Raw genomic sequence first — 22,647 nt, 5'->3', positions numbered from 1 at the left:
AACAGAACTCCAGTTGAAATTTGACTTGATGGATAATACGTTTCGAGAAGCACTAGAGAATGCTAGTAAAACTCTTATTGGCGGAGTAATGGGAGGGGTAGCTGCTTCAGGATATATGGAACATGGGGTTTTGTATCTGCACAGTTTTGGGTTAGTGGCTTTTATACTCGTTCTCGGGTCTTTCTATACAATATCAGTAGCACCGGACTGGATCGATTCTACACTTAGCGAAAGGTGTGCCGAGAAGGATGACTTAGTATCAACAGACGCCTTGATCAGCCGAGTTCTTCGCCACCATTACTCCGATATCAGTGCCAATCTCAGAATGATGATAGAACATGATTTCCTTCACAAATTAGAATGGTTGCGCGCTGCGCCCGCGAAAATTGGCCGGCTAATTACGGAAGCCACAGAGGTCCTACCTTATCAGTAGTCCGTGGAGGTATCTTGATTATCGTGTTTGTCAAGTCTACTTAGAAGTCTAGCTGTGGCTAACCTCAGGTGAATTAAAATATGGGGATGTTCCGCCAAAGAGTTATAATGGAAACTTAATTTAGTCAGTAACTCAAGAATTAGTTACATATGGCGAATGAAGGAATTTCAGAGGAAGAGGAAGCAGACTCACGACCTCCTGACGAAGAATCTCCCGAAGATGATTCTTCCGAAGAGGACTCTCCCGAGGAATCTCCCGAAGATGATTCTTCCGAAGAGGACTCTCCCGAGGAATCTCCCGAAGATGATTCTTCCGAAGAGGACTCTCCCGAGGAATCTCCCGAAGATGATTCTTCCGAAGAGGACTCTCCCGAGGAATCTCCCGAAGATGATTCTTCCGAAGAGGACTCTCCCGAAACTGGTTCAGAAGAGAGTGAAGACGAACTAAATCTAACTCTGTACGGTGCATTTAACCTCGGCTGGAAATTACAGTATTTACGTCAGGCAGGATATAATAGATATCAGGTTTATTCTAAAGATGATAACTATATTATATCAGCATTATCGGAAGTAAGAGATATGTTAGATACAGTTGGATCATCCCCTGCGGTAAAGAGTGAGATTAGGTCATTTGAAAGTGAACTTGAAAGAGCATATATTGAATCTGAAGAAGACACTTCTAAAGGTGATTCTCCGAAAGAGAACGATGAAAAAGATACTTCTGAAGATGAGAACAATGATGGCGATCTCCCTACTCTGTCGGCCCAATATGGTAATAGATTATCAAATAAAGTTGAAACTTGGCGGACTGTTCTAAGATACGAATTAGCCGAACAGCGGAGATTCACAATCGCTGATGCCCCGATAATAGATATTGAAGAGATACTACAATCGCCGGATCATCTATTTGAAGGCAATATGTGGGAGGAAATTCCAGAACAGACAAAACAAGACTTGCACGAAGGATGTTCAGCACTTGCAGCGAACTGTCCTACAGCAAGTGTCATAATGGTCCTGAGAAGTATTGAGTATATTTTACGTGAATGGTATAAGCAGGAGTTAGATGAAGAAGCAGCTGATGACACCTGGGGAACTGTATTAGGGAAATTGCAAAGTGAATTCAACAATCGAGGAGACGATCCAGATGTTTTATCTAATCTAGATTATTTGCGTAGAAAAAGGAATGAGGTTAACCATCCAAATAGATCACCGTCTCTTCACGAAGCAGCGGTAACAGTTGCAATGGCTTCTGAAACAATAAGCTCTATGATGGAACATGTTGAAGTAGAAGATGAACTAGAAATAGAGGATGAGGTATAGGGGGAAGAAATATTCAATCATACTAGGTAATGTTTGATTTTAATATCTCCTCTCCTTTCTCCTACGGATGCACGCCGACAAATCTTGGCTCTTGAATATGCACACGAACTGTGAAAATCCGTGTGTACAATGACAACAATGACAATCAGATAGGTGTAGTGCCAGTACTGATAGGGGCCTAAGGGGGCAGGGTAATTGCGCAGCGCGCGCTCTGCGTGCCGCGCTAGTGAAAAATTGAGCCGGCAGATATTGGACGTCACAGCAGCGCTACCCTGCTGGTAGGAAGAGGTGGAACCTCGGTAACTATGATTGTCGGATACGCCTACGAGGGTTTATCAGTAAAGCCGCAGCCAGCCGTGTGCGTCATGCGGCACCCACAAGACGATCTTCTGATCGTCCTCGCACTGGTACTGCTCACGCAGGAGCACAAAGGAATGGAGAAAGAATATCTGGCCTTGAGCCTTGCGTCGAAATCGCGGACCAGCATGGCTTACAGTAAGTGATGCGATTCGGTAACTTAAGTAGTGTAATTTAGACACAACCCACGGTACCTATAAATTATATTATGAGTGACAGTGCATATGGCGAGAGCTGAATTAGAAACCCTATCGTCAGTATGATAACTCCCCATTTGACGAAAAAAGTCTCCTTATATTCTTCTACCATATCTGGGAATCGCCCATTTGGAACTTCAGTACGGAAACTTATGTCTTCCCCTACAACCGGAAGTTTTGATCGCATCTCGCGCTTGTTCTTAGGTTCAAATATCAACCGAAAGTCAGAGTCAGAAACATAATCATCACCTATTTTCTCTATTTTTATTAGATTTAGTTCGGCTGTTTCGACCCTGATTTCCTCATCAAATGACTCAGAATAGAATACTGCAGTAGTTTCAGAAAGGAATTGGTGTCTCCCTTGATTAAACGGTTCTGGCATCGAACGGAGAATTTTAGACATATATCCGAAGTTCGGATTTTTCTTGGTGATTTCTTCGTCAGTATATAGTTTGGTCTCTGCGGCATCGATGTTCGAAATTGGATAATAAGAATGGAACCATTTGAAGACACTTGGTATTTGAGGAACAGCCATAAATGCCGACCCTACGAAGTTGCAAGCAACCCCCAACAGCGATATCATAGTCAAGATACTATCCTGTAAAATAATATGTGTTATTGCCAAAACCCCTCCATTTACTGAAACAGATAATTCAAGTCATGGCCAACTCTTTTCTTCCCCTGCAGTTGTACATCGCGAGGATCAATTTCTCGAATATGAACACGAGGACGGGTTTTCCGTGTTCATATTCCGATTTACCGTTATCTCTAGAATAAGGTCTCTCCGTCCACTTTCATCTCTCAACATTGTAGATTTCAATGAAGATATGGGTGGAAAGAGAGGTTCGTGATCACAAATTCGGTATGAAGTAAAGAGACAGTATCTCAATTGTCGCACGGGAAGTTGCTACGAAGTCTCGGCTGATGCTTCGAGTTCGCTCGCATCCAACTCCTCATCGAGATATGCCTTTCCCTCGTCAGTGATCGTATAGAGGCCGGTGACGATCTGCTCGAGGAGGCCGTACCGAGCTAACTGTTTGCACCTACGGCTGGCGTGGCTACTCGAGGGACCACCGAATTTCTCGACTGCTGCGGGGGTGAGATTTCCGTGGTCGCGGAAAATCTCGAGGATTCGGTCGTCGACGGGTTGCATCCACTCCGCAGGTTGTCGAACCACGCTTGCAGTATTACGAACTGTATTCATATGCGCTACGATGTGTGTGAACTACTCACTAACACTGCTTTTTTAGACTGAAATACTGCGTTATGACGCAGAGATAGTGAGTAAGCTATTTACTGTCACGCTGTGATGAGACGTATGGAAGCCGGTCCTCCGGGCACTCGTCGAGAACTGCCCGACGTGTAGGAGCACGTCGGACGCGGCTTCCGATCCCACACCAGGGATTTCAGAAGCCATGCGACAAGAAAGCCCACGGGCCCATAACTGTAGGGCTCACGAGTCAGGCGTAGCGGCTGCCCATCACGGCGATGGCTACACGTACGACACACTGAAACGTATTATTCCACTCCGCACGTACGCGCGGGCGATTAGACTTTCTCGAGACCCGGCCACCCACAAACCGAGAGGTGACCGCCGATGACCGACGAGCCGCGGGTCCCGACCGAGCGCGAGCGCCTCGAGGCCATGCTCGTCCGCCAGTATATCGAGCGACTCGAGGCGCTCGATCGGGAGACCGAACGGCTCCTCGAGTCGATCGCGGAGACCGAGCCCTTCGACGAGCCGACGCGCGCACGGGCGCGGCGTCACTTGCGCGAGATCCGAGCCCAGCTCCACCCGCTGACGCTCGCGCTTCGGGATCACCCCCACGCCACCGACGAGCTGCGGGACTCGACCTGAGTTCGACGCCGCCCGCAGCGTCGCTCGAGCCGTCGTATCGCCGTCCGACCATCTTTCCCCACAGCAGACAGTTCAATGCCATCGTCAGCACCCGACACGGACGCATCGCCGTCGACCGATTCCGACCCCGCCCGTAGCGGCGAGTTCGAACGCCTTCGCGACCGCCTCGAGTCCCTCGAGACCGAACTCGAGCGCAAGGACGACCGCATCGAGGAACTGGAACGCGACCGCGACCGACTCGCCGACACCGTCGCCGAACTCGAGGACCAGCTCGCGGACTGCGAGACGCGGACCGAGGCCGTCGAAACGCGAGCCGACGACCTCGAGTCGGAAACGCGGCGACTCGAGGGCCTCGCCGAAGCCGCGTGCAACAAGGCCACCGCGAACAAGGAGCGGATCGCTGAGCTCCAGTCCCGCGAACTCGAGAAGGGCGCCCACCTCGAGACCGACAACGTCGACGAGTGCGCGGTCACCGTCGCCGACGGCCGCCTCGAGCGCATCGAGAAGGACGACGGGAACGCCTACTACCGCCTCCCGGAGAGCGCCGACCCGCTCGAGCGCGGCGGCGACGTGTCGCTCGCCTTCGGCGACTTGCTCCCGATCCAGCAGCTCGCCCGGATGGACGACGATCGCCGCCGCGCCGCGGCGAACTCCTTGCCCACCAGACTGGCCGCGAAGCTCTGGCAGGCCCGGACCGACCCGAGCGTCGGCGACGATCCGTGGGAACGCGGCTGCAAGGACGTCGCCGAGTACGTCACGGCCAGCGACCTCCGACACTGGATCCGCCGCCGGGAGCCGGGCATCTCCGAGAGCTACGCGAAGAAGCTGGTCTCCCGGACGATCGACGCCGTCCTCGACCTCTCGAAGAACCGGCTCGCGGTGCGCCGGAAGACCGAACGCAAGAACGGCCTCGAGTACACCGAACGACGGCTGCTCCTCCCCGCGGACGCCTCGATCCCCGGCGCGGGGAGCCGCGACGGTGCGACGACCACCGGTGACGAGGCGGGCGAGCCGGACCCGCCCGACCCGGAGACAACTGGCGTCCACGGCTAGCGCCGTCCACGCGACCGCGCCCGCCCTCGAGCGCGGGTGATCTAGTCCCCGACCGGGACTCGAGACGGTTCCACCGACACGCGATGCAACCGCTCGCGGGTGTTCGCTCGGGTTCGGTAGCTCTGGGTCCGTCTCGAGCGGTCGTCGGCGGTCGATCCCGCAGACGGGCCAGCGAGTGCTGGCCGGAGACGACGGCTGTCCACGGGAGACGGACCCGGTCGTGAATCCTCCCCCTCAATCAAAGTGAGATCGAAGACATCGATAGCGGGGTGTCCGCTACACTCGGTATCGGGTGTGGCTCGAGAACGAGAACACACGAAATCCACTCTCTCCGTCTCGCCACGTAACGCCGAACACGTCGATAGCGGGGTGTCCGACTTGTCGCTGATTCGCGGGGCCGCGCTTTCGGAAGGATGCGGACGCAGGGGGAGGAAAGCAGTGTCTCTCGCGCATACGACCGACGTCCGCTGCTCCCGATTCAGCCACCGGACGCCGATTCCGGATTACTCGATCGTGCGCTCGAGGAATCGCTCGATCGCGTCCGGTCCCGCCGGGGGCGTCCCGTCGATGAGCGAGGTCGCGGAGCCGCCTTCCTCGAGGTGGACGGTCTCGGTGATCGACTGTGCGGGCGTCGGATCCGCGGTCAGGAGGTCCATCGCTACCCGTTCCGACTCGATCTCCTCGACGCCGCCGGTCACCCAGACGTGGTTGCGGTCGTGCAGTTCGTACAGCGCCGCGTCGACGCCGGCCTCGTCCAGCGCGTCGAACAGCACGCGGCTGTGTTCGATCGGAACCACCGCGTCTTCGCGACCGTGCATACAGAGGACCGGCGGCGTCTCCGCGGAGACGTGGGTCACCGGACTCGCCTGCACGAACGCGGCCTCGCGCTCCGATTTCGGGCCGCCGATGAGCAGCGAGGCGGGATCGGTCGGGTCGTCCGGGACCAGCGTGAGATCCGCGACGCCGTACCAGTCGACGACCGCCTGGACGGCGCCCGACTCGTCGGGGGCGACCGCCTTCTCGAGGTCCGCTTCCGAGAAGGCGTCCCCCGCGAGCGCTTCGACGTCGTCGACGACTCCCGCGAGGAGGGCCAGGTGACCGCCGGCCGACGCGCCCCACGCCGCGACGTCCGTCGCGTCGTAGCCGTACTCGTCGGCGTTCGCCCGCAGCCACCTGATCGCCGCCTTCACGTCGACGAACTGGTCGGGGAAGACGCCCCGCGGCGTGTCGTTCGCCGGGTCGATCGCGAACTCGACGCCGTCCTCGAGGGCGTCGGGAATCGCGGCCAATCGGTAGCTCACGCTGGCGATCGCACACTCCCACTCGGCCGCGTACCGTTCCGGCTCCGGAACGTTGTCGCGGGTCTCGGCGATCCAGCCGCCGCCGTGGACGTAGACGACCAGCGGCGGATCGTCGACCGCGGGGACGAACAGATCGAGCCCCAGCTCGCCGGCGTCGCGCGTCGCGTACGTGACGTCCTCGTGGACTTCGACGTCGACCTCGGTATCCTCGCTCATTCTGAATTCCGTTCGACATCGTAGTGTCATCACTGTAACGATTTCCTCACGGTAGCGGCTCGTCGCCGTGGTTGCGTGCGGATGCGAGAACACGCGAAATCCGCTCCCCGCGACCGAAACCACCGCCCAGCTATATTTGGGTGGACGGCGTCCTAGGGAGTATGTATCGCGCAATCCTCCCCGAAGGACAGATCCAGTGCGAGCGGTACGACCACGTCGACGACGGCGTCGAACTCTACGACGAGGACGACGAGTTCATCGCGTTCGTGCCGTACGCGAACCTCCACGCGCTGGCCGACGAGGGACTCTACGAAGAAGACGAGCGATCGATCATGTGACCGCGGCCGATCACGTCGTCGCCGGCTGCTGATCGATCGCCTCGAGTTGCTCGCGGTACCGGTTCCGTACCGTGACCACGGTCGTCTGGGCGGTGTCGGCGACGGCCCGCTGGGGGATCGTCTCGTCGCACAACAACCCGGCGGCGTAGATGGCGGCGGCGGCGAAGCCGGTCGGCGACTTTCCCGAGTGTAGCCCCTGCTCGGTCGTTTGGTCGATGATTTCGACGGCCTTCGTCTCGACGTCCTTGCCGACGTCGAGTTCGGAACAGAAGCGGGGAACGAACTGGCGCGGATTCGTCGGCTCCAGATTGATGTCGAGTTCGTCGGCGATATACCGATACGTCCGGCCGATCTCCCGCTGGTCGACCCGGGAGACGGAGGTTACTTCCTCGAGGCTCCGCGGAATGTCCTCCTTACGACAGGCCGTGTACAGCGCGCTGGTGGCGACGCCCTCGATCGATCGGCCGCGGATGAGATCCTGCTCGAGCGCGCGTCGGTAAATGACGCTTGCGGTCTCTTTGACGGGCTTTGGAACTCCTAACGCGCTGACCATGCGATCGATTTCCGAGAGCGCGTACTTCAGATTGCGTTCGCCGGCGTTTTTCGTGCGGATGCGTTCCTGCCAGACGCGGAGTCGGTGGAGCTGGCCCTGTTTGTCGGCCGACATCGAGTGGCCGTTGGCGTCCTTGTTGCGCCAGTCGATGGTCGTCGTCAGTCCCCGATCGTGCATCGACTGGGTCAGCGGCGCGCCGACGCGGGAGAGCTCGTCGTGTTCCTGGGCGTTGAAGGCTCGCCATTCGGGGCCGTAATCGATCGGATCTTCGGTCAGAACGAGCCCGCACTCCTCGCAGACTCGCTCGCCGCGGTCCGGGTCGTGGACGATCGTATCGGTTTCGCAGTCCGGACATAGACCGGTCTCTGTCTCGGTTGATTCGCTCGTGGTGTGATCGATAATGGACCGCGTCATCAGTAGTGGAAGAATCGGTGCAGGCACTGTAAGGGGTTAACATGGTTTCGCGGGAAACGCAGACTTACGAGTCGGCCGTCCTCGCTCGAAAGCGAGAAGATGAGAGAAGCGACATATCGCCGCTGACGCTGCTGTGTGGCGTCGATCGAACCGTGCCGAGACCGTGTCCCATCGGTCGCGTTCGGGCGTAGCGCTATCGCGTAGCGCCGTCGCCCTACTGTGTCTATAGTGAACATGCTACATGAAATGTGGTCATCGTTCCCTCATGAACGGGACGTAAATCGCGTGTTCATCGCGTAAATATGGCTTTCGCCGGCGAACTGTCGTTCGCCTTTATGTCGCCGGCACCAAACGTTTCGAACCAGTGTCGTGTCCCAGTTCAGTCCCTCGACCCCGCTCACGCCCCTGCTACCCTAACGGTCGTGCGTGTACGCGCTCGGTACAGTCGAACAATCGTCCAATACTGTTCTCGCCGAGCGATTCTCGAGACCGTCCGACGCCACCTCGATACCCGACGCCGTCGGCGACCGATCGAAGCCGTTCCATACCTGCTTTGCAGCCGGTGCGAAACGTGGCCGTCCTTAAGAGTTTCAGTATTGGTGTACAACTTGGTGTGTCAATCGTGACTGCGACTTGCCGACCGAGCAGACAGCGGCTTCCGTCGATTCGACAGTTTGGCAGCCGTTTCGTGTACGGTAACCAGTGTGAATCGAACCGGAGCGCGATCCCGGCTACAGGGGGTCGATCGTAATGTCGTCGATCGATACGTCTCTGCCCGACGAGATCGCATCGGTCGCCGATTCGAACGAGGAGCAACGACTGTCGAAAGACGTCATTTTCGAGCTCCTGAAGAACCGACGTCGACGCGAAGTCCTCGCGTACTTACTCGAGGCCGACGATACGGTCACCCTCGGCGAACTCGCCGAACAGATCGCGGCCTGGGAGAACGATACCGAAGTCAGCGCGCTCAGCTCCGATCAACGCAAGCGCGTGTACGTCGCCCTTTACCAGACGCATCTACCGAAGATGGACGACGCCGGTATCGTCGAGTACGATCAGGATCGGGGACTGATCTCGCTTTCGGACAACGCCGACCTGCTGATGATGTATCTGGACACGGATACCCACCAGCAGGATCGGTGGGATCGGTGGTACGCGGCCCTGAGCGTCGTCGGTGCGGCACTCGTCACCGGTGCGTTCCTTAGCGTTCCGCCGCTGTCGGCCGTCCCGACGCTCGGGCTCGCCGGCGTCGTCGTCGTCGCCTTCTTCGCCCTCTCGGTGGCACACGCCGTGTCGAATCGACGGCGCGAACGGAACGTCGACGGCAAGTTATCGCGGATCGAGTGACTGTTCGGTCGGGAGTGGGTCGACGGCTCGCTCGAGCCGTCGACGATCGCGGGTTCTCGCAGCGGTTGATACGATTTCTCGCGGTGGCAGGTAAGAAGGACTTTTATTCACGGCACTCGAACGGACGAACGGCTCCCGACGACCGTCATCCGTACCGGAGCAGTTCGCGTGCCAGCATCTGTTTCCGATTCAGGCGCGGGAGCCACCTTTCCACTCATCTCGACGCCCGCTCGAGATCCGCGCGACCCGCCGCCGCTTGAGGGGATACTCATTACTATCGCCGTCCGTCGCACTCGACGAGCCGCGCCGTCGCCGTTCAGACCGTGTTCGGGCGCGGCTGATCGGGCCGAACCGCCTCGATCTCCTCCTCGACGTCGAGGGCGTCGGCACAGAACGCCTCGAGCCGACGGGCCTGCGTCCGCCACGCAAACGCCTGCGCGTCAGTGCGGGCCTGCTCGCCGAGCCGCGCCCGCAGCTCCGGCGATTCGAGGACGAGCTTCAGTTTGTCGGCCAGATCTTGCGGGTCCCCGACGCGGGACAGGAGTCCGTTGTCGCCGTTGGCGAGGTACGTCTGGATCGCCTCGAGGTCGGTCGTCACGACCGGCAGCCCGCAGGCCATCGCCTCGACGTTTGCCATCGCGAAGCTCTCGTCGTGACTCGGCAGGCAGAACACGTCGGCGCCGGCGTGGTAGCCCGGCAGTTCGGGGTGGGGAACTTCGCCGTGGAGTTCCACCGACTCCGCGATTCCGAGGTCGCGGGCCCGCCGGCGGATCCGCTCCTGGTCGCCGCGCCCGACCACGTGAAGCTCCTGATCGCCCTCGAGCCGGGCGACCGCCTCGAGCAGTTCGTCGATCCCCTTCGCTTCGACCAGCCGGCCGACGAAGAGGATGATCGGATCGCGACTCGAGATGACGGGATCGGCGTCGGGCCGGAACCGGTCCGTGTCGACGCCCGGATAGACGATCTCCGCGACGTCGACGTCGAACGCCGATTCCACGCGGTCCGCGGTCTCCGGCGAGTTGGCCAGAATCAGCTCCGTCGCGGAGAACGCCTGTTGCAGTTTCGCGCCGATCCCGATATCCGAGAGCCGGTGGTAGGTGTAGACCGTCGGCACGTCGACCAGATTCGACAGGAGGAGATCGTCGAGATAGTGGGCGGTAAACAGCACGTCCAGGGTGTCGTCGATGTGGTCGATGACGCCGTTTCGCTCGGCCCACAGCGTCATTCGGGCTTTCGTCCAGTCCTGGGAGCCGACCGGGAGCGACTCCTCGAGCGAGGCCGGCCAGTCGCTGTCGAAGGACGGGGTCTCGACGACGGTCACGTCCGATTCGCGGACGATCGGCGCGGGCTCTCCGCGCTGCGTGTAGAGATAGACGTCGTTCGACCGACTGAGTGCGGCCGCCATCTGCTGCGTGTAGACGGCGATTCCGCCGGCGTGGCGGGTTCCGGCGGCATCGTGATAGAAACCGATGTTCATACCACGAGGGTGGTCTATCAGATGGATTGTTATACTGCTCGTACCGAACGTACTCGACACGTACCGGTCAGTACCGCGGAATGCAACAGCGAAAATGAACGTCGATCGTCGACCGTCCGCCGTCGATGCGCTGCGAGCGGGCGACCGATCTCGCCCCGCCGCCCGCGCCCGCGCGACCGATCCGGAACGGGACGATCACCGGACGGCGCGAATTACTGCTCGCGAACGTTGTACTGCACGTCGACGGTCGCGTGACCGCGCAGGGTGAAGTCCTCGATGTCGCCGTCGAACCAGTAGGCGTCGGCCCAGTTGCCGGCGACGCCGCGGACGGTTCGGTCCTCGATCACGTCGTCCTCGTCGATCGTGGCCTCGCTGTGGGTGGACTTGACGACCGCGCCGTCGGTCTCGAAGGCGTAGGCGCTCGGCTCGTCGGCCTCCGTCCCGTCGATGACCACCGCGTGGGGGAGCAGTTCGTGGTCGCCGTAGTCCGCCGGATCGATCTCCTCGCCGTCGACGCTGACGTCGGCGCCGCCGTTGATGATCGTCACGTCGGTCACCGCGCCCGAGAACCGGAACGTCCGGCTGCCGTCGGTGACCGAACTCTGGACGGTCGACTCCGCGATCGTCGTCGCGTCGTCCTCCCCGTCGAGTTCGATCTCGCCCTCGACCGAAATCTCGAAACTCGTCGGCACGCCCCGACCCGCGACCTCGAGGACGTGCGGGAGTTCCGCGCCGTAGTCGGCCGGATCGACCGCTTCGCCGTCGACCAAGACCGTTCCCGGCCCGTCGACGGTGAGCGCCTCGAGGTCGCCGTCGAACCGGAAGGCGTCCTTCCAGTCGGCGACGACGCCGCTGACGCTCCCGTCCGTAATCCCGTCGCCGACGTCGATCGACGCGCCCTCGTAGTTCGCGGCCTCGACCGCGCCGTCGACGGCGAACTCGTAGCGCGTCACGTCCGAGGCGTCGCCGTCGACGAGCACGACGTGGGGAAGTTGCTCGTCGTTCGCGGCGCTTTCGGCGTTCACCTCGGCGCTCGAGGCAGCGCTCGAGTCGCCCGAGGCGGCCGCTTCGGCCGACGTGGGGACGCCGTCGGGAACCGAGAGATCGGGATCGTTCGAGACGGCGTCGGCGACGGTGACGGTCGATCCGCTCGCCCGCTGGATCGTGCCGCGGTAGCCGCCGCTCTCGAAGGTGGCGCGACCGGCCGAGCCGTTGGCGCCGGCGACCATCGCGTAGGGGTAGGGACCGTCGGCGAAGTGGGAGTCGCGAATCGTGACGTCGCCGCCCGACCAGACCCAGACGGGGCGGCCGTTGGTCTCGGTGTAGCCGCCGTAGCCCCGTCCGTAGTCGGTGGTGTCGTTGTACGCGACGCAGTTCTCGATCACGTCGTCGCCGCTCGCACAGCGGAACGTCGTGACGCCGTTGTTCTTGCCGAAACAGGTGTCGAAGTGGACGCTGCTCGGTCCGGAGGCGGTGTTCGAACAGTAGAAGCCGTTGTTCGGGAACCCTTGCACGTTACACCGGCGGAACGTCAGGTTCGCCTGACTTTGCTTGTGCATGAAGACCGCGCCGGGTCCGTGGACGAAGTCCGCGCCTTCCTTGGTCGCGCCGTCGCCCATGTAGATGTTCTCGAAGAGGACGTCGCCCCGGTCGGCCCTGATCGAGATCAGGAACTGGTCGCCGCGGTAGAGCCCCTCGAATCCGATGTTTCGGATAACGGAGTTTGCTCCCTCGACGAGCAGCAGAAAGCTCTTCCCGGTCGTGAGATCGATCAGTTTGTTCTCGAACGTCTCGCCGCGGCCGATCCGGACGACCTGCCCGTTCGCGGGGATGACCTCGTAGTCCTCGGCGGCGCTGACGCTCGTTCCGAACGTCGCTGCCGCCGCCGTCGTTGCACCGGCGAGTTTCATGTACGATCGCCGGTGGAGCAATCCGTCCGGTCCGTCGTCGGTCGTCGGCGCGTCCTCGCCGACGCACCGATCGTCGTCCGCTACCGAAGAGTCGCGTGCCATGCAATCAGGTAATCAGACACTACCACCATAAACTTTCTCTTCTATTATACTTAAAATTTACAGACGATAGTTATTTCGTGACTGTGATCAAACAAAACTATTCGAATAAATACGTGCGATATTGTATTATCGGATATTTGTTTCCGGACGGCGGTAATAGCGAATTACCCGCCGCTACAGCGGTTCTGAACGATCTCGATCGGTTCTCGATGACCGATCGGAAGCGAGTAATACCGTATTACCGGCCTCTTTCGAGCGTCCGGCGAGCGGATCGGTCCCCGGAATACCGGTGTGTTCGGCGCCCCGAGCTCGGACGGTAGTTCGTCGAGTGATATCGCTGATCGCGAATAGGGTTCCGATCCGGATCGCCCCGACTCGAGTCGAGCGGGACGAAGTGGTCGATGCACGCGCGCGAACGAAACGCCGAATCAGCGAGGAAAACGGAACGGGGGTGAGCGGAGGGGCAGCGTCAGCGGGGGGAGGGCGGCTGCGTCGGCGGAGGGGGCGTCAGCGGGGGGAGGGCGGCTGCGTCGGCGGAGGGGGCGTCAGCGGGGGGCGGCGAACCGATCGTGGAGGCGATCGGGGAGGGGAGGGGGCTGTCGCGTCGTGTCAGCGGGGCGTTAGTTGGAACCGGAGGCGGCTTCCTCGGCGCTGGTCGGGGTTCCCTCCGGCATGAACGCCTCGGGGTCGGTGCCCGAGTCGCCCTCGAGTCGGACGTTCGAGCCGGCGTGTTCGGCGATGCCGGCCTGCTCGTCGTAGTCGGTGTCCCGGAGGACGACCTCGGTGCCCTTGCCGTTGGCGCCGGCGTCGATCGCGGTGTTCTGCCCGTTCATCGAGATCTGGCAGTTCTCGACCTCGATCGGCCCGGGGGCCCACGCCCAGATACCGCGGCCGGCGTAGCCCTCTTGGTCGACGAGGACGCTGGAGTTCGTCACCTTGCTTCCCGCCGTCGCGAGACGGAAGTGGGAGACGTAACAGTTCGCGGCGAAACAGCGGTCGATGTGGATCGTCCCGCCGCCGGCGTTGCCCGGCGCGGAGCCGTAGACCGCGTTGTCCGCGAAGTTCTGGATGTTGACGTTCTTCATGTCGATGTGGCCGGAGTGCTCGGGGTTGGCCCAGAAGGCCGTCTGCCCGTGGCCGCTCGAGCTCCCGTTTCGCTCGTCGGAGCCGTCGCCGAGGTAGACGTTCTCGATGGTGCTCGAGCCGCCGGCGTCGGAGATACCGAACATCGAGGAGCCGGTGCCGGAGGTGTTGCGGCCCTTGACGCCGACGTTTCGGATCGTCCAGTCGCTTCCCTCGGTGACGACGACGACGTCCTGGCCGTTCGTCAGGTCGAGGAGCTTGTTCTCCCAGGTCTCACCGTCGCCGACGGTGATCGTCTGGCCGCTGGCTTCGATGACCTCGTAGTCGCCCTGGGCGGACGCCGTGCCGGCGGCGCCGAACGACGTCACCGCGGCGGCGGCCGCGGCGACCGAGCGCACGTAGCTGCGGCGGCTTAATCCGTCGTTACGGCCTGTAGTCGGCGTGGTGTCCGTCTCGGACGTACGGGGGTTCTGCGCCATACACTTGCGTAACCTGGTCTTGCACTCATAAACTTTTCCTTGGGAATATGGATTAAATTTACAGAATATATTTCTAACTCTGACGAACAAGACAGAATATATGGCTATTCTCTCAAGAAATTATGAATAATGGGTGGGCAACAGACCGCCGAGTAACCGAGTTTTAGCGCGGAAATATGCGATTACTTCGGCCGTGAGGTCCTGTAGCGGCCGATTCGAGACGCGAATTCTGATCGGGTGCTCGCGACGGTGGAACCGGACTGCCGCGACTGTTCGACAATTATTCGCGCATTCATGACAACCAGACGCCACCTCGTCTCTCGGTAGCGACCGCGGGTCCGCGCCGCTCGTTCGAGCGTCGGTAGCGAGGCGCTTCGAGCGGGCGGTCGACGCGGCGACGGTCGCGCGAGTGACCGCCCCGTCGGTGAGCGTGCGACGATCGGTTGTCGGGCGTCGGCGCGACGGTCCGCGAGACGGTAGCCGACCGCTGCTCTGGTGGCCGCCACTCGCGCGATTCGGGTCCGTTCGGACGCTGGCGTTCTCTCGAGCCGTCGGCCGGCCGAACCCGTGTGCGCGTGGCCGAACGCGCCACGCCCGAGCGAGTGACGAGTCGGAACGGCCGATCGAAGCGACTCCGCCTGCATCGACTCAAGAGACTAACGCGCGCGGGGGAAGTCGCGACCGGTTCGCAGAATAGTCCGACGACGCGGTTATTCGGGATCGTCCGCGCCGTCGACGGTGTACATCCGGAACTCGTCGTTCGAGATCACCTTGTTGGCGCTCGAGTCGGTCTCGAAGTCCTCGAGGGACTCGTCGCTGTAGTGGAGCTCCTGGTAGACCTCGAGTTCGCGCGTGAGGTCGTACTCGGTGACGATGAAGTTGTAGTCGATGCCGCGATACGCCTCCTCGTAGTCGCCCGCTTCGAACGTCTCCGGATCGACGGTTCCGGTCGAGGCGGAGCCGGCCGAGAGGGTGCCTTCGCCCTCGAGACCGTTGAGCCCGTGATCGTACCGGTACGGGTTGTGTCCCATCCCGACGAGGGGCGTGTCCTCGCTCGAGTGGTCCAGCGCGGAGTCGTAGCCGCTGAACGTCTCGTCGGTCACGTGCTGGCCGGGGTTGTAGATGATCGGCGAGGCGAACACCGTCATCAGCCCGAGGACGAGACAGCCGCCGAGGAGGAGCGCCGCGACGGCGCTGGCGCCCGGGCGCGTGATGACTCCCGAAAGCGCGTCGATGCCGCGGGCCAGCGCGATGCCCGCCAGCACCGTCAGGAGGACGGCGATGAAGCCGACCTGCCGGAACGCCATCGTCGGCGTCCCGACGAAGTAGACGACGAACAGCCCGGTCAGCGGGAACAGCGAGAGCGAGAGGTAGTTGATCTGGGACTTCGTCTCCGGATCGAGCGCGGTCCGTCCGAGCCAGACGAGCAACACGAAGACGCCGACGACGAGCGCGACGATCGCCAACTCGAGGAACATCGTGACGAACAGTTCGACGATGCTGCCGCCGATCTCCTGGAGTGAGGACTCGCGCTGTCCGACCTCGGCGCCGCCGCCGATGTCCTCCTCGAAGACGCCGATGATGAGGCCGGCGAACGCGTCGCGGAACCGCTCGTTGCTCGCGGCCCAGAGGGTGAAGATAGCGCCCAGCACGACCGTGTGGGCGTACATCGTGGGGTGATCGAGCATGGGATGATCGTCGTACCGTCGCCGGGCGAGATACTGGATGCCGGCGATCGAGCCGATCAACACGATGACGCCGATCATGTGCTGGGGGTGGACCAGCAGGAGCCCGAGCCCCGTGAGGTAGATCAGGAGGCTGAACGGCGACAGCCCCAGCGGGAGGCGCTCGATCGTCGCCCGGCGCCGGAGGTACGCGACGAACGCGAAGACGACGACCGGCACCAGGAATAGGGCGTTCGAGTTCGTGTGCACGCCCATGTGCGTCGCGACGTTGTTGATCGGTAACACCATCCACGAGACGATCGCCGCGATCCCGATCGCCAGCCCGTCGCCGTCGATCTCCCGGACGATCAGCGGGACGAAGATCAGGAACGGGACGAACAGGATGACGACGCTAAACAGGAGTCCGCGCTCGATCGGGATGCCGCCGACGTAGTGGAAGACCGACGCGATCGTGTGGACGGCGGGGTAGAACAGTTCGTGGGGCGCCATCTGTCCCTCGACGATGTCCCGCGTCCAGCCGAGGTGGGAGAGTCCGTCGCCCATCCCGATGAAGCGGTAGTTTCTGATCACCGGGAGGCTGACGATCGCCGTGACCGTCGTTCCGCCGAGCGCGATCCCGAGGGCCTGTTCGCGGCCGCGACAGACCAGCGCCGTGCTGACGGCGACGGCGAGGGCGATCCCGAAGCCGATCCACGTGAGCGTCGGCGTTGCCGCGTATATCGACGGTTCGTAGCTCGTCGCCGGATTCGCTCTCGCGACGAGGATCCCGATCGCGACCGCGAGGAATCCGCCGGCAACGAGGCCGTTGAACGTTGCCCGCTTCATGCTCGCTCGAGACGGAGACGGTCCGGTCCAGTGTCGATACGCATGTGTTGACCGGAGGGTCATCGATAGCGACGTTTGTTATACGGCTCCTATCCCGCGAGGCCGTCCCTCGAGAGCGTTCGTCAGCGCTTCACTCACTGCCGTCGCTCCGCGGCGGTCGGCGACCGGTATCCGATTCGTTCGCAACGGGCTGTGAACTCCGCAGCGACGCTCGAGTCCGTCCCCGAGTCGAGCCGCCGCCCTCGAGTGCGCGTACGCGTCGATTGCCGGCCGTACCGGCCGGCCCGCCCCCGGCCGTCCGGCTGTAGGCAGTGCCTATCGATCGCGACCCGTCGATATGTGTTGCGTTCCCGATTTCCGAACGATCAACGGTTCTGATGGTTTTTGTACCCGTTCGTGCTCGGTCGAACCGACACGAACAGTGCGCGCAGTGGCCGCCGATCCGACTTCGATACCTATGTCATCCATCGTCATCGATCACGTTCAGGCCGACGGTACGACCCTCGAGGCGGACGTTCGAACGTCCGGCGACCTCGAGCGGTTCTTCACCACCGAATCGTTCCGAACCGAGTACGACGTCCCGATCGCGGACGTCCCGGAGGGGGTGCTCGCGATCCCCGTCCTCGCGCAGGTCTGTCCCGTGGCGTGGGCCAACGGGGCGGACGTCTACGTCGACGAGGTCGACGCCACCTTCGCCGCGGCGCTGCGGGACGTCGAGGCGTCGCTCCGCGAGATGCACGACTTCCTCGAGGGCGGGACCCTCTACGCCAAGGAGACGATCGCCGCCGACCCGCGGGCCGGCGGCGAGAGCGGCCTGCTCTTCACCGGCGGCGTCGACTCGACGTGTTCGTACGTCCGCCACCGCGAGGAGGCGCCGACGCTGGTCAGCATCCGCGGCTGGACGATCACGCCCGACGCCGCCGACGACGAGAAGTGGGACGCGCTCCGCGAGCGCGTCACCGGCTTCGCCGACGAGCACGGCCTCGAGACGGCCTTCGTCGAGTCGAACATGCTCTCCTTCCTCGACCACCCGATGCTGTTGGCCCACTACAAGCGCTACGTCGACGGTGCCTGGTACAGCTCCGTCGGCCACGGGCTGGGCCTGCTCGGGCTCTGCGCCCCGATGGCCTACGCGCGGGGCATGGAGGACCTCTACGTCGCCGCGACCCACTGGGAGGGGATCGACCTCGAGTGGGGGTCGCGTCCCGACATCGACGACCACGTCCGGTGGGCGGGGACGCAGTGTCACCACGACGGCTACGAGCTGACCCGCCAGGAGCGGGTCGACGCGATCGCCGACTACGTCCGCGAGGAGGAGCCGAACCTCCAGTTGCAGACCTGCAACGACCGGATGGACGGCAACTGCGGCGAGTGCGAGAAGTGTTACCGGACGGCCGTCGGCCTGCGGCTCTCGGGGCTCGAGCCGACCGACCACGGCTACCCGTTCGACGACGAGGACTACCGCGAGATCCGGACCGCCTTAGAGGAGGGGCGGTGGGTGCTCGGGCAGGACGAGAAGTACATGTGGGAAGACATCCGCGAGCGTACGCGCGAGACGGACCCCTCCTCGCCGGCCGAGGCGGCCTTCTTCGCGTGGCTCGACGAGGTCGATCTCGACGAACTCGTCTCCGAATCCGAACCGCCGCTGTCCCATCGGCTCCTCCGCGCGGGCGCCCGAAACGCTCCGGCCAGCGTCTACAACGCCGTCTACCCCGCCTGGGCGACCGCGAAGTCCGGCCTGCGCCGCGTTCGGCGCGGCCGCTAGCGGATCTTCGTTTTCCGAGCGCGCCCCCGCTCCTCATCGCTGAGTGCTAACTCGCGCCGCAGCGACCGCTGGGCGATCGTATCGACGACTGCAGAAACCGCACCCCTACCCGGGTTCGGCGAATTACCGCTGGGGAACGCCGTAATCGACGTGGACGTCCGGAACGCTCGACGATTCGGGCACCGCGTTCCCGTTCCAGTCGACGACGTGGACGTTGGTCACTTGCCCGTCGAACCGGAACCGCTGGACGCCGACGTCGATCGTTCCCTCCGCGACGCTCCCGGAGACGACCGTCGCTTCCTCGACGGGGTCGGCCGCGTCCATCTCGATCTCACCGTCGACGGTGATCTCGAAACTCGAGGGGACGCCCCGACCGACGACGGTCACGAGGTTCGGGAGTGGTTCCGCTTCTGTGCTGGCAGCTTTGTCCTGTACCGGAGTGTCACGTGCCATACTTCGATAACCCGACCTTCACGGTATAAGCTTTCTTGTCGAATGAATGGTAGCTTTTCGAGAAATACAGTCGGACGGATACCCGGTTGGGCACCGAACTACCGAGATTTCGTTCGGGATCACACGAATACGAACGGCCGGAAAACCGCGGTACGGGACGGCGTATCACGGTTCCGAATCGTGCGGTCGCGAGGCTACCGTGGGATGCGCTCGGTAGCGTTGTTCGCGTCTGCCCGCGTCGACGGGCGACCGGTCAGGAGGTATCCAGATCGAGTCGCGAGAGCGTCCAGTCGTCCACCGCCGTCTCCTCGATCGCGCGGGCGCCGCCGAAGTCCCGAGCGAGGAGCGTCCGCGCGCTCGGTCGAATCAGCGTCGACAGCGGGAAGCGCGTGTCGGGGTAGAACCGGTACTGGATCGGCGACGGCAGCGTCTCCCCGAAGGCGGTGACGTAGTGGTTGTCAGACCGGTCCGCGAGGACCGCCGCCAGCAGGCGGTCGATCGCCGTCGCCTCGGCCTCGATCTCCCGCGGCAGGGTCTCGACGATCCGCAGGTGTTCGTCGACGTCCGAGCAGATCAGCGCGGCGACGGGCGTCCCGCCGTCCCGCATCGCGACGTACGCCGCGTAGGTGTGGGCCGGATTCGAACACCGCCACCGGTAGAATTCGGCGGTCCGGTTCGTGTGGATCCCCGGCGGAATCGATCGTCGGTAGATCGACTCGAGGACGTCCGGGGGCGGCGTCTCGAACCGGACGACGTCGAACTCGCCGTCGGCGTCGGTGACCAGACGGTCGCCGGCCTGCTGGGAACTGGCGACCACGTCGGCGAGCGCGTCCGCGACGCTCGTCTCGGCGTCCGCGGACGGCTCGCGGCCGCCGGGCAGATCGCGGTCGACGCCCGGCCCGAACTCGTCGGTGACGACCCACTCCTCGCCGCGCGCGCTGCGATCGAAGCCGCCGCTCTCGTCGCGGCCGTCCTCGCCGTCGGTCAACGCCCTGACGCTTCCGATGGGGTCCTGGGGCCGGTAGTAGACCGGGACGGTCCCGATCTCCCGCCAGCCGTGTTTGAGGTTCCCCGGTTTGGAGTTCTCGTTCGGGAAGTTGAAACAACAGGCCGGCGGCCCGTCGGCGCCGGCGTACCGCTCGAGGGCGTACTCGTTCATGCGGCTGAACAGCCCCTCGTTGCGGTGGTCCGGGTGGACCATCGTATCGCAGGGCTGGAACGCGATCCGTTCGGTCCCGTCGATGCGCAGTTCCTGGGCGAAAAACGCCCGACAGCCGACGATATCGCCGTCCCGTTCGGCGACGACGATCGGCACGTGGTCGGCGTAGGGATTGTCCTCGAACTTCCAGCGAAACCAGTCGACGCTTCGTTCCCGGCCGAACACCTGCTCGTACAGCCCCAGCAGCGGCGCCCGATCGCTCGGCTCGAAGGGGCGAACCCGACACGACGACGTCGAAGGCTTCGATGTCAGATCTTTCATAGACGGAACCGACGCGCCGGTGACGGTCGCCGTCCCGACGCGCTCGATACTGCTATTTCAAGAGACGGACCAAAAGAGATTGAGCCTGAATACGCTACAGGCCGTCGGTAACGAGCGTTGGCCGGTGTCAGTTACGAGACTGTGTTCGTTTACCCGACAGTGTGCCGAAGGCTCCGATCAAAACGTGGCGCATTTCATCGGTCACGATGCCGCGAGCGAGCGTCCGACTCCGACTCCGACGACCGATCGCGACGCCGTCTCGAGTCGAGCCGCTCACTCCATATAGCCGAGGCCCTTCAGCCGGTCCTCGACGTCGTCGAAGTCGTCGTCGACGTCGCCGTCGCGGTCCTCCTTCGAGACGCCGGTCCGCTCGACTTTCGTCGACGCGGGGATCGCGTCCTCGTCGAAGGCGTCGAAGAGGACGCGGCCGTCGGCGTTTTTCGGGACGGGCTCGCCGATCCCGTGGAGCAGGGTCGGCGCGATGTCGACGACGCGAGCGCCCCGCAGCTCCGCGCCGGCGTCGATCGAGGGGCCGCGACAGAGGACGATCCCCTCCTTGCGGTGACTGGCGTCGTAGGTGCCGGTGTCGCCGGTCACCGAGTCGGTGAGCGCGTTGCGCGCCTCGTAAGTGCCCTTCCCGATGACGATCAGGTCGGGCGCCTCGTCGTCGGTCGGGAACAGTTCGTCGCCGTCGAGCACCCGCAGCATCTGCTCGCCGTCGTCGTCGGTGGTGGACTCGAGCAGATCGGTCAGTTCGGTCTTCAGCGCGGGGATCTGATTCGGGTCGACGACGCCCTTCTCGAAGCGCTCGGTGTCGTTGACGTACAGACAGCCCGCGCCGTGGACGAACGCGACGGTCCGGTCGTAGTCGACGTCGTAGAGCGCGTGATCGCCCGGGATCTGTTCGGCGACCGTGTCGACGAGCGACCGGGGCAGCGTCGAGACGATCTTCTCCTCGGAGATCCCGACCCGGTTGAGCGCGTCGGTGATGCGGTCTCGAGAGATCCCCAGGCTCGCGAGCGCGCCGCGGGTTCCCTCGTCCTCCTGTTCGAAGAGGTAGCCGTCCTGCTCCAAGATGGTGTTAACGTAGACCAGTTCCTCGATCGGCCCGAACCCGTGGTCGGAGACGACGTAGAGGTCGGCGTCGTGGTCGTCGGTGTACGCCATCACTTCGCCGAGTACCTCGTCGAGTTTCTTGTAGTGGGCCAGCAGCCGGTCCATGTCCCAGATGAGGTGCTGGAAGCGATCGGGCGCGGTGAAGACGAAGAAGAACAGCCGCCAGTCGTCGCCGGCCTCCGCCATCTGGAGGTTCATCAGCTCGCGGCGCTTCTCGAGCATCTCGTCGACGGCGACCTCGAACTCGTCGAGGCGGTCGGCGTAGTCGGGGTAGTCGAGGCTGATCTCGTAGTCGGGGATCCGCGCCTCGATCTCGTCCTGGAGGTCGGACGGGTGCGCGTACCGCTTCTCGGTCGAGGGCGTCATCATCCCGGTGACCATGGTGCCGTCGATCGCCTGGGCCGGGTACGTCATCGGAACGTTGCCGACGTGGGCCGGCGCGACCTGCTCCCAGAGGGTCGGCTGCGCGATATCGTGGCTGGTGTACATCTCGTGGGTGTAGTCCGACGAGAGGTTCTGAAAGCCGTAGACGCCGTGTTTGTCCGGCCAGACGCCGGTCGCGATCGACGGCCACGCCAGCGGCGTCGTCGCGGGCTGGGTGCTCTCGAGGGTTCCGGCGGCGCCCTCCTCGCGCATCCGAGCGAAGTTCGGGAGCTCGCCCTCCTCGCTCCATTGATCGATCAGTCGCCACGGTACGCCGTCGAACCCGAGCACGAATGCGCGCTCGGCTGTCGGGGAAGACCTGCTCATGATTGGATAGGTGTGACGTCGAAGACGCCTGCTGTCCTGGGAATGACGGGATCAGTGCTTTGTTATGGGGAGATTTCACCCGTATTCGGGCCGATACTCGGCTGATACGGTCGGTTCGCTGTCGAATTCCCGACGT

The 22,647-nt window shown here is 62.4% G+C and carries 17 protein-coding genes; 6 read left to right on the top strand and 11 right to left on the bottom strand.

What is annotated here, in order from left to right:
• Positions 1-582: 582 nt before the first annotated feature.
• Positions 583-1,752: a hypothetical protein gene (locus tag HTZ84_RS21380; protein WP_174682668.1), complete on the top strand. Its 1,170-nt coding sequence runs from the start codon at positions 583-585 to the stop codon at positions 1,750-1,752.
• A 558-nt stretch (positions 1,753-2,310) separates the two neighbouring features.
• Here the strand turns inward: HTZ84_RS21380 and HTZ84_RS21375 are convergent.
• Together HTZ84_RS21375 and HTZ84_RS21370 are read right to left on the bottom strand one after the other, a co-directional pair.
• Positions 2,311-2,889, bottom strand: a complete 579-nt coding sequence (locus HTZ84_RS21375; RefSeq protein ID WP_174682667.1) for a hypothetical protein — start codon at positions 2,887-2,889, stop codon at positions 2,311-2,313.
• Between the two features lie 324 nt (positions 2,890-3,213).
• Positions 3,214-3,459 carry an ArsR family transcriptional regulator gene (locus HTZ84_RS21370; RefSeq protein WP_174682666.1) on the bottom strand — a complete coding sequence of 82 codons (246 nt, stop codon included), beginning with the start codon at positions 3,457-3,459 and terminating at the stop codon, positions 3,214-3,216.
• A 444-nt stretch (positions 3,460-3,903) separates the two neighbouring features.
• Between HTZ84_RS21370 and HTZ84_RS21365 the strand changes: the two genes are divergently transcribed.
• Together HTZ84_RS21365 and HTZ84_RS21360 are read left to right on the top strand one after the other, a co-directional pair.
• Positions 3,904-4,164, top strand: a complete 261-nt coding sequence (locus tag HTZ84_RS21365; RefSeq protein WP_174682665.1) for a hypothetical protein — start codon at positions 3,904-3,906, stop codon at positions 4,162-4,164.
• Positions 4,165-4,239: 75 nt separating this feature from the next.
• A complete protein-coding gene (locus HTZ84_RS21360) occupies positions 4,240-5,217 on the top strand; it encodes a coiled-coil domain-containing protein (protein WP_174682664.1) in 978 nt (325 codons plus the stop codon).
• Between the two features lie 503 nt (positions 5,218-5,720).
• On the opposite strand, the gene HTZ84_RS21355 is transcribed toward HTZ84_RS21360, so the two are convergent.
• Complete coding sequence (locus HTZ84_RS21355; RefSeq protein WP_174682663.1) at positions 5,721-6,734, bottom strand: alpha/beta hydrolase; 1,014 nt, start codon at positions 6,732-6,734, stop codon at positions 5,721-5,723.
• A 161-nt stretch (positions 6,735-6,895) separates the two neighbouring features.
• Here HTZ84_RS21355 and HTZ84_RS21350 point away from each other — a divergent pair, with 161 nt between their 5' ends.
• The gene (locus tag HTZ84_RS21350) at positions 6,896-7,072 is read left to right on the top strand and encodes a hypothetical protein (protein WP_174682662.1); all 177 of its coding nucleotides are present in this window, start codon (positions 6,896-6,898) and stop codon (positions 7,070-7,072) included.
• 10 nt (positions 7,073-7,082) lie between these two features.
• Here the strand turns inward: HTZ84_RS21350 and HTZ84_RS21345 are convergent, their stop codons facing one another.
• Entirely contained in the window at positions 7,083-8,039 is a 957-nt protein-coding gene (locus HTZ84_RS21345) for a transcription initiation factor IIB (protein ID WP_008895578.1), read from the bottom strand.
• 750 nt (positions 8,040-8,789) lie between these two features.
• Between HTZ84_RS21345 and HTZ84_RS21340 the strand changes: the two genes are divergently transcribed.
• Entirely contained in the window at positions 8,790-9,386 is a 597-nt protein-coding gene (locus HTZ84_RS21340) for a DUF7344 domain-containing protein (RefSeq protein ID WP_174682661.1), read from the top strand.
• Between the two features lie 316 nt (positions 9,387-9,702).
• On the opposite strand, the gene HTZ84_RS21335 is transcribed toward HTZ84_RS21340, so the two are convergent.
• The 4 genes from HTZ84_RS21335 to HTZ84_RS21320 form a co-directional block, all read right to left on the bottom strand.
• Positions 9,703-10,863, bottom strand: a complete 1,161-nt coding sequence (locus HTZ84_RS21335; protein WP_174682660.1) for a glycosyltransferase family 4 protein — start codon at positions 10,861-10,863, stop codon at positions 9,703-9,705.
• Between the two features lie 212 nt (positions 10,864-11,075).
• Positions 11,076-12,875, bottom strand: a complete 1,800-nt coding sequence (locus tag HTZ84_RS21330; RefSeq protein ID WP_174682659.1) for a hypothetical protein — start codon at positions 12,873-12,875, stop codon at positions 11,076-11,078.
• A gap of 620 nt (positions 12,876-13,495) precedes the next feature.
• A complete protein-coding gene (locus tag HTZ84_RS21325) occupies positions 13,496-14,437 on the bottom strand; it encodes a hypothetical protein (RefSeq protein WP_174682658.1) in 942 nt (313 codons plus the stop codon).
• Between the two features lie 710 nt (positions 14,438-15,147).
• On the bottom strand, positions 15,148-16,947 hold the full coding sequence (locus HTZ84_RS21320; RefSeq protein ID WP_174682657.1) for a hypothetical protein: 1,800 nt from the start codon (positions 16,945-16,947) through the stop codon (positions 15,148-15,150).
• A 457-nt stretch (positions 16,948-17,404) separates the two neighbouring features.
• Between HTZ84_RS21320 and HTZ84_RS21315 the strand changes: the two genes are divergently transcribed.
• A complete protein-coding gene (locus HTZ84_RS21315) occupies positions 17,405-18,712 on the top strand; it encodes a hypothetical protein (RefSeq protein ID WP_174682656.1) in 1,308 nt (435 codons plus the stop codon).
• Between the two features lie 123 nt (positions 18,713-18,835).
• On the opposite strand, the gene HTZ84_RS21310 is transcribed toward HTZ84_RS21315, so the two are convergent.
• From HTZ84_RS21310 to HTZ84_RS21300, 3 genes are all read right to left on the bottom strand, one after another.
• Positions 18,836-19,165: a hypothetical protein gene (locus HTZ84_RS21310; protein WP_174682655.1), complete on the bottom strand. Its 330-nt coding sequence runs from the start codon at positions 19,163-19,165 to the stop codon at positions 18,836-18,838.
• A 253-nt stretch (positions 19,166-19,418) separates the two neighbouring features.
• On the bottom strand, positions 19,419-20,645 hold the full coding sequence (locus HTZ84_RS21305; protein ID WP_174682654.1) for a GNAT family N-acetyltransferase: 1,227 nt from the start codon (positions 20,643-20,645) through the stop codon (positions 19,419-19,421).
• A 273-nt stretch (positions 20,646-20,918) separates the two neighbouring features.
• Positions 20,919-22,511 carry an alkaline phosphatase family protein gene (locus tag HTZ84_RS21300; protein WP_174682653.1) on the bottom strand — a complete coding sequence of 531 codons (1,593 nt, stop codon included), beginning with the start codon at positions 22,509-22,511 and terminating at the stop codon, positions 20,919-20,921.
• Between the last annotated feature and the right edge of the window lie 136 nt (positions 22,512-22,647).

This window comes from Haloterrigena gelatinilytica, assembly GCF_013342145.1.
Classification (GTDB): Archaea; Halobacteriota; Halobacteria; order Halobacteriales; family Natrialbaceae; genus Haloterrigena; species Haloterrigena gelatinilytica.
The sequence above is the reverse complement of the archived record's forward strand: the minus strand, read 5'-3'. Positions and strand labels throughout refer to the sequence as shown.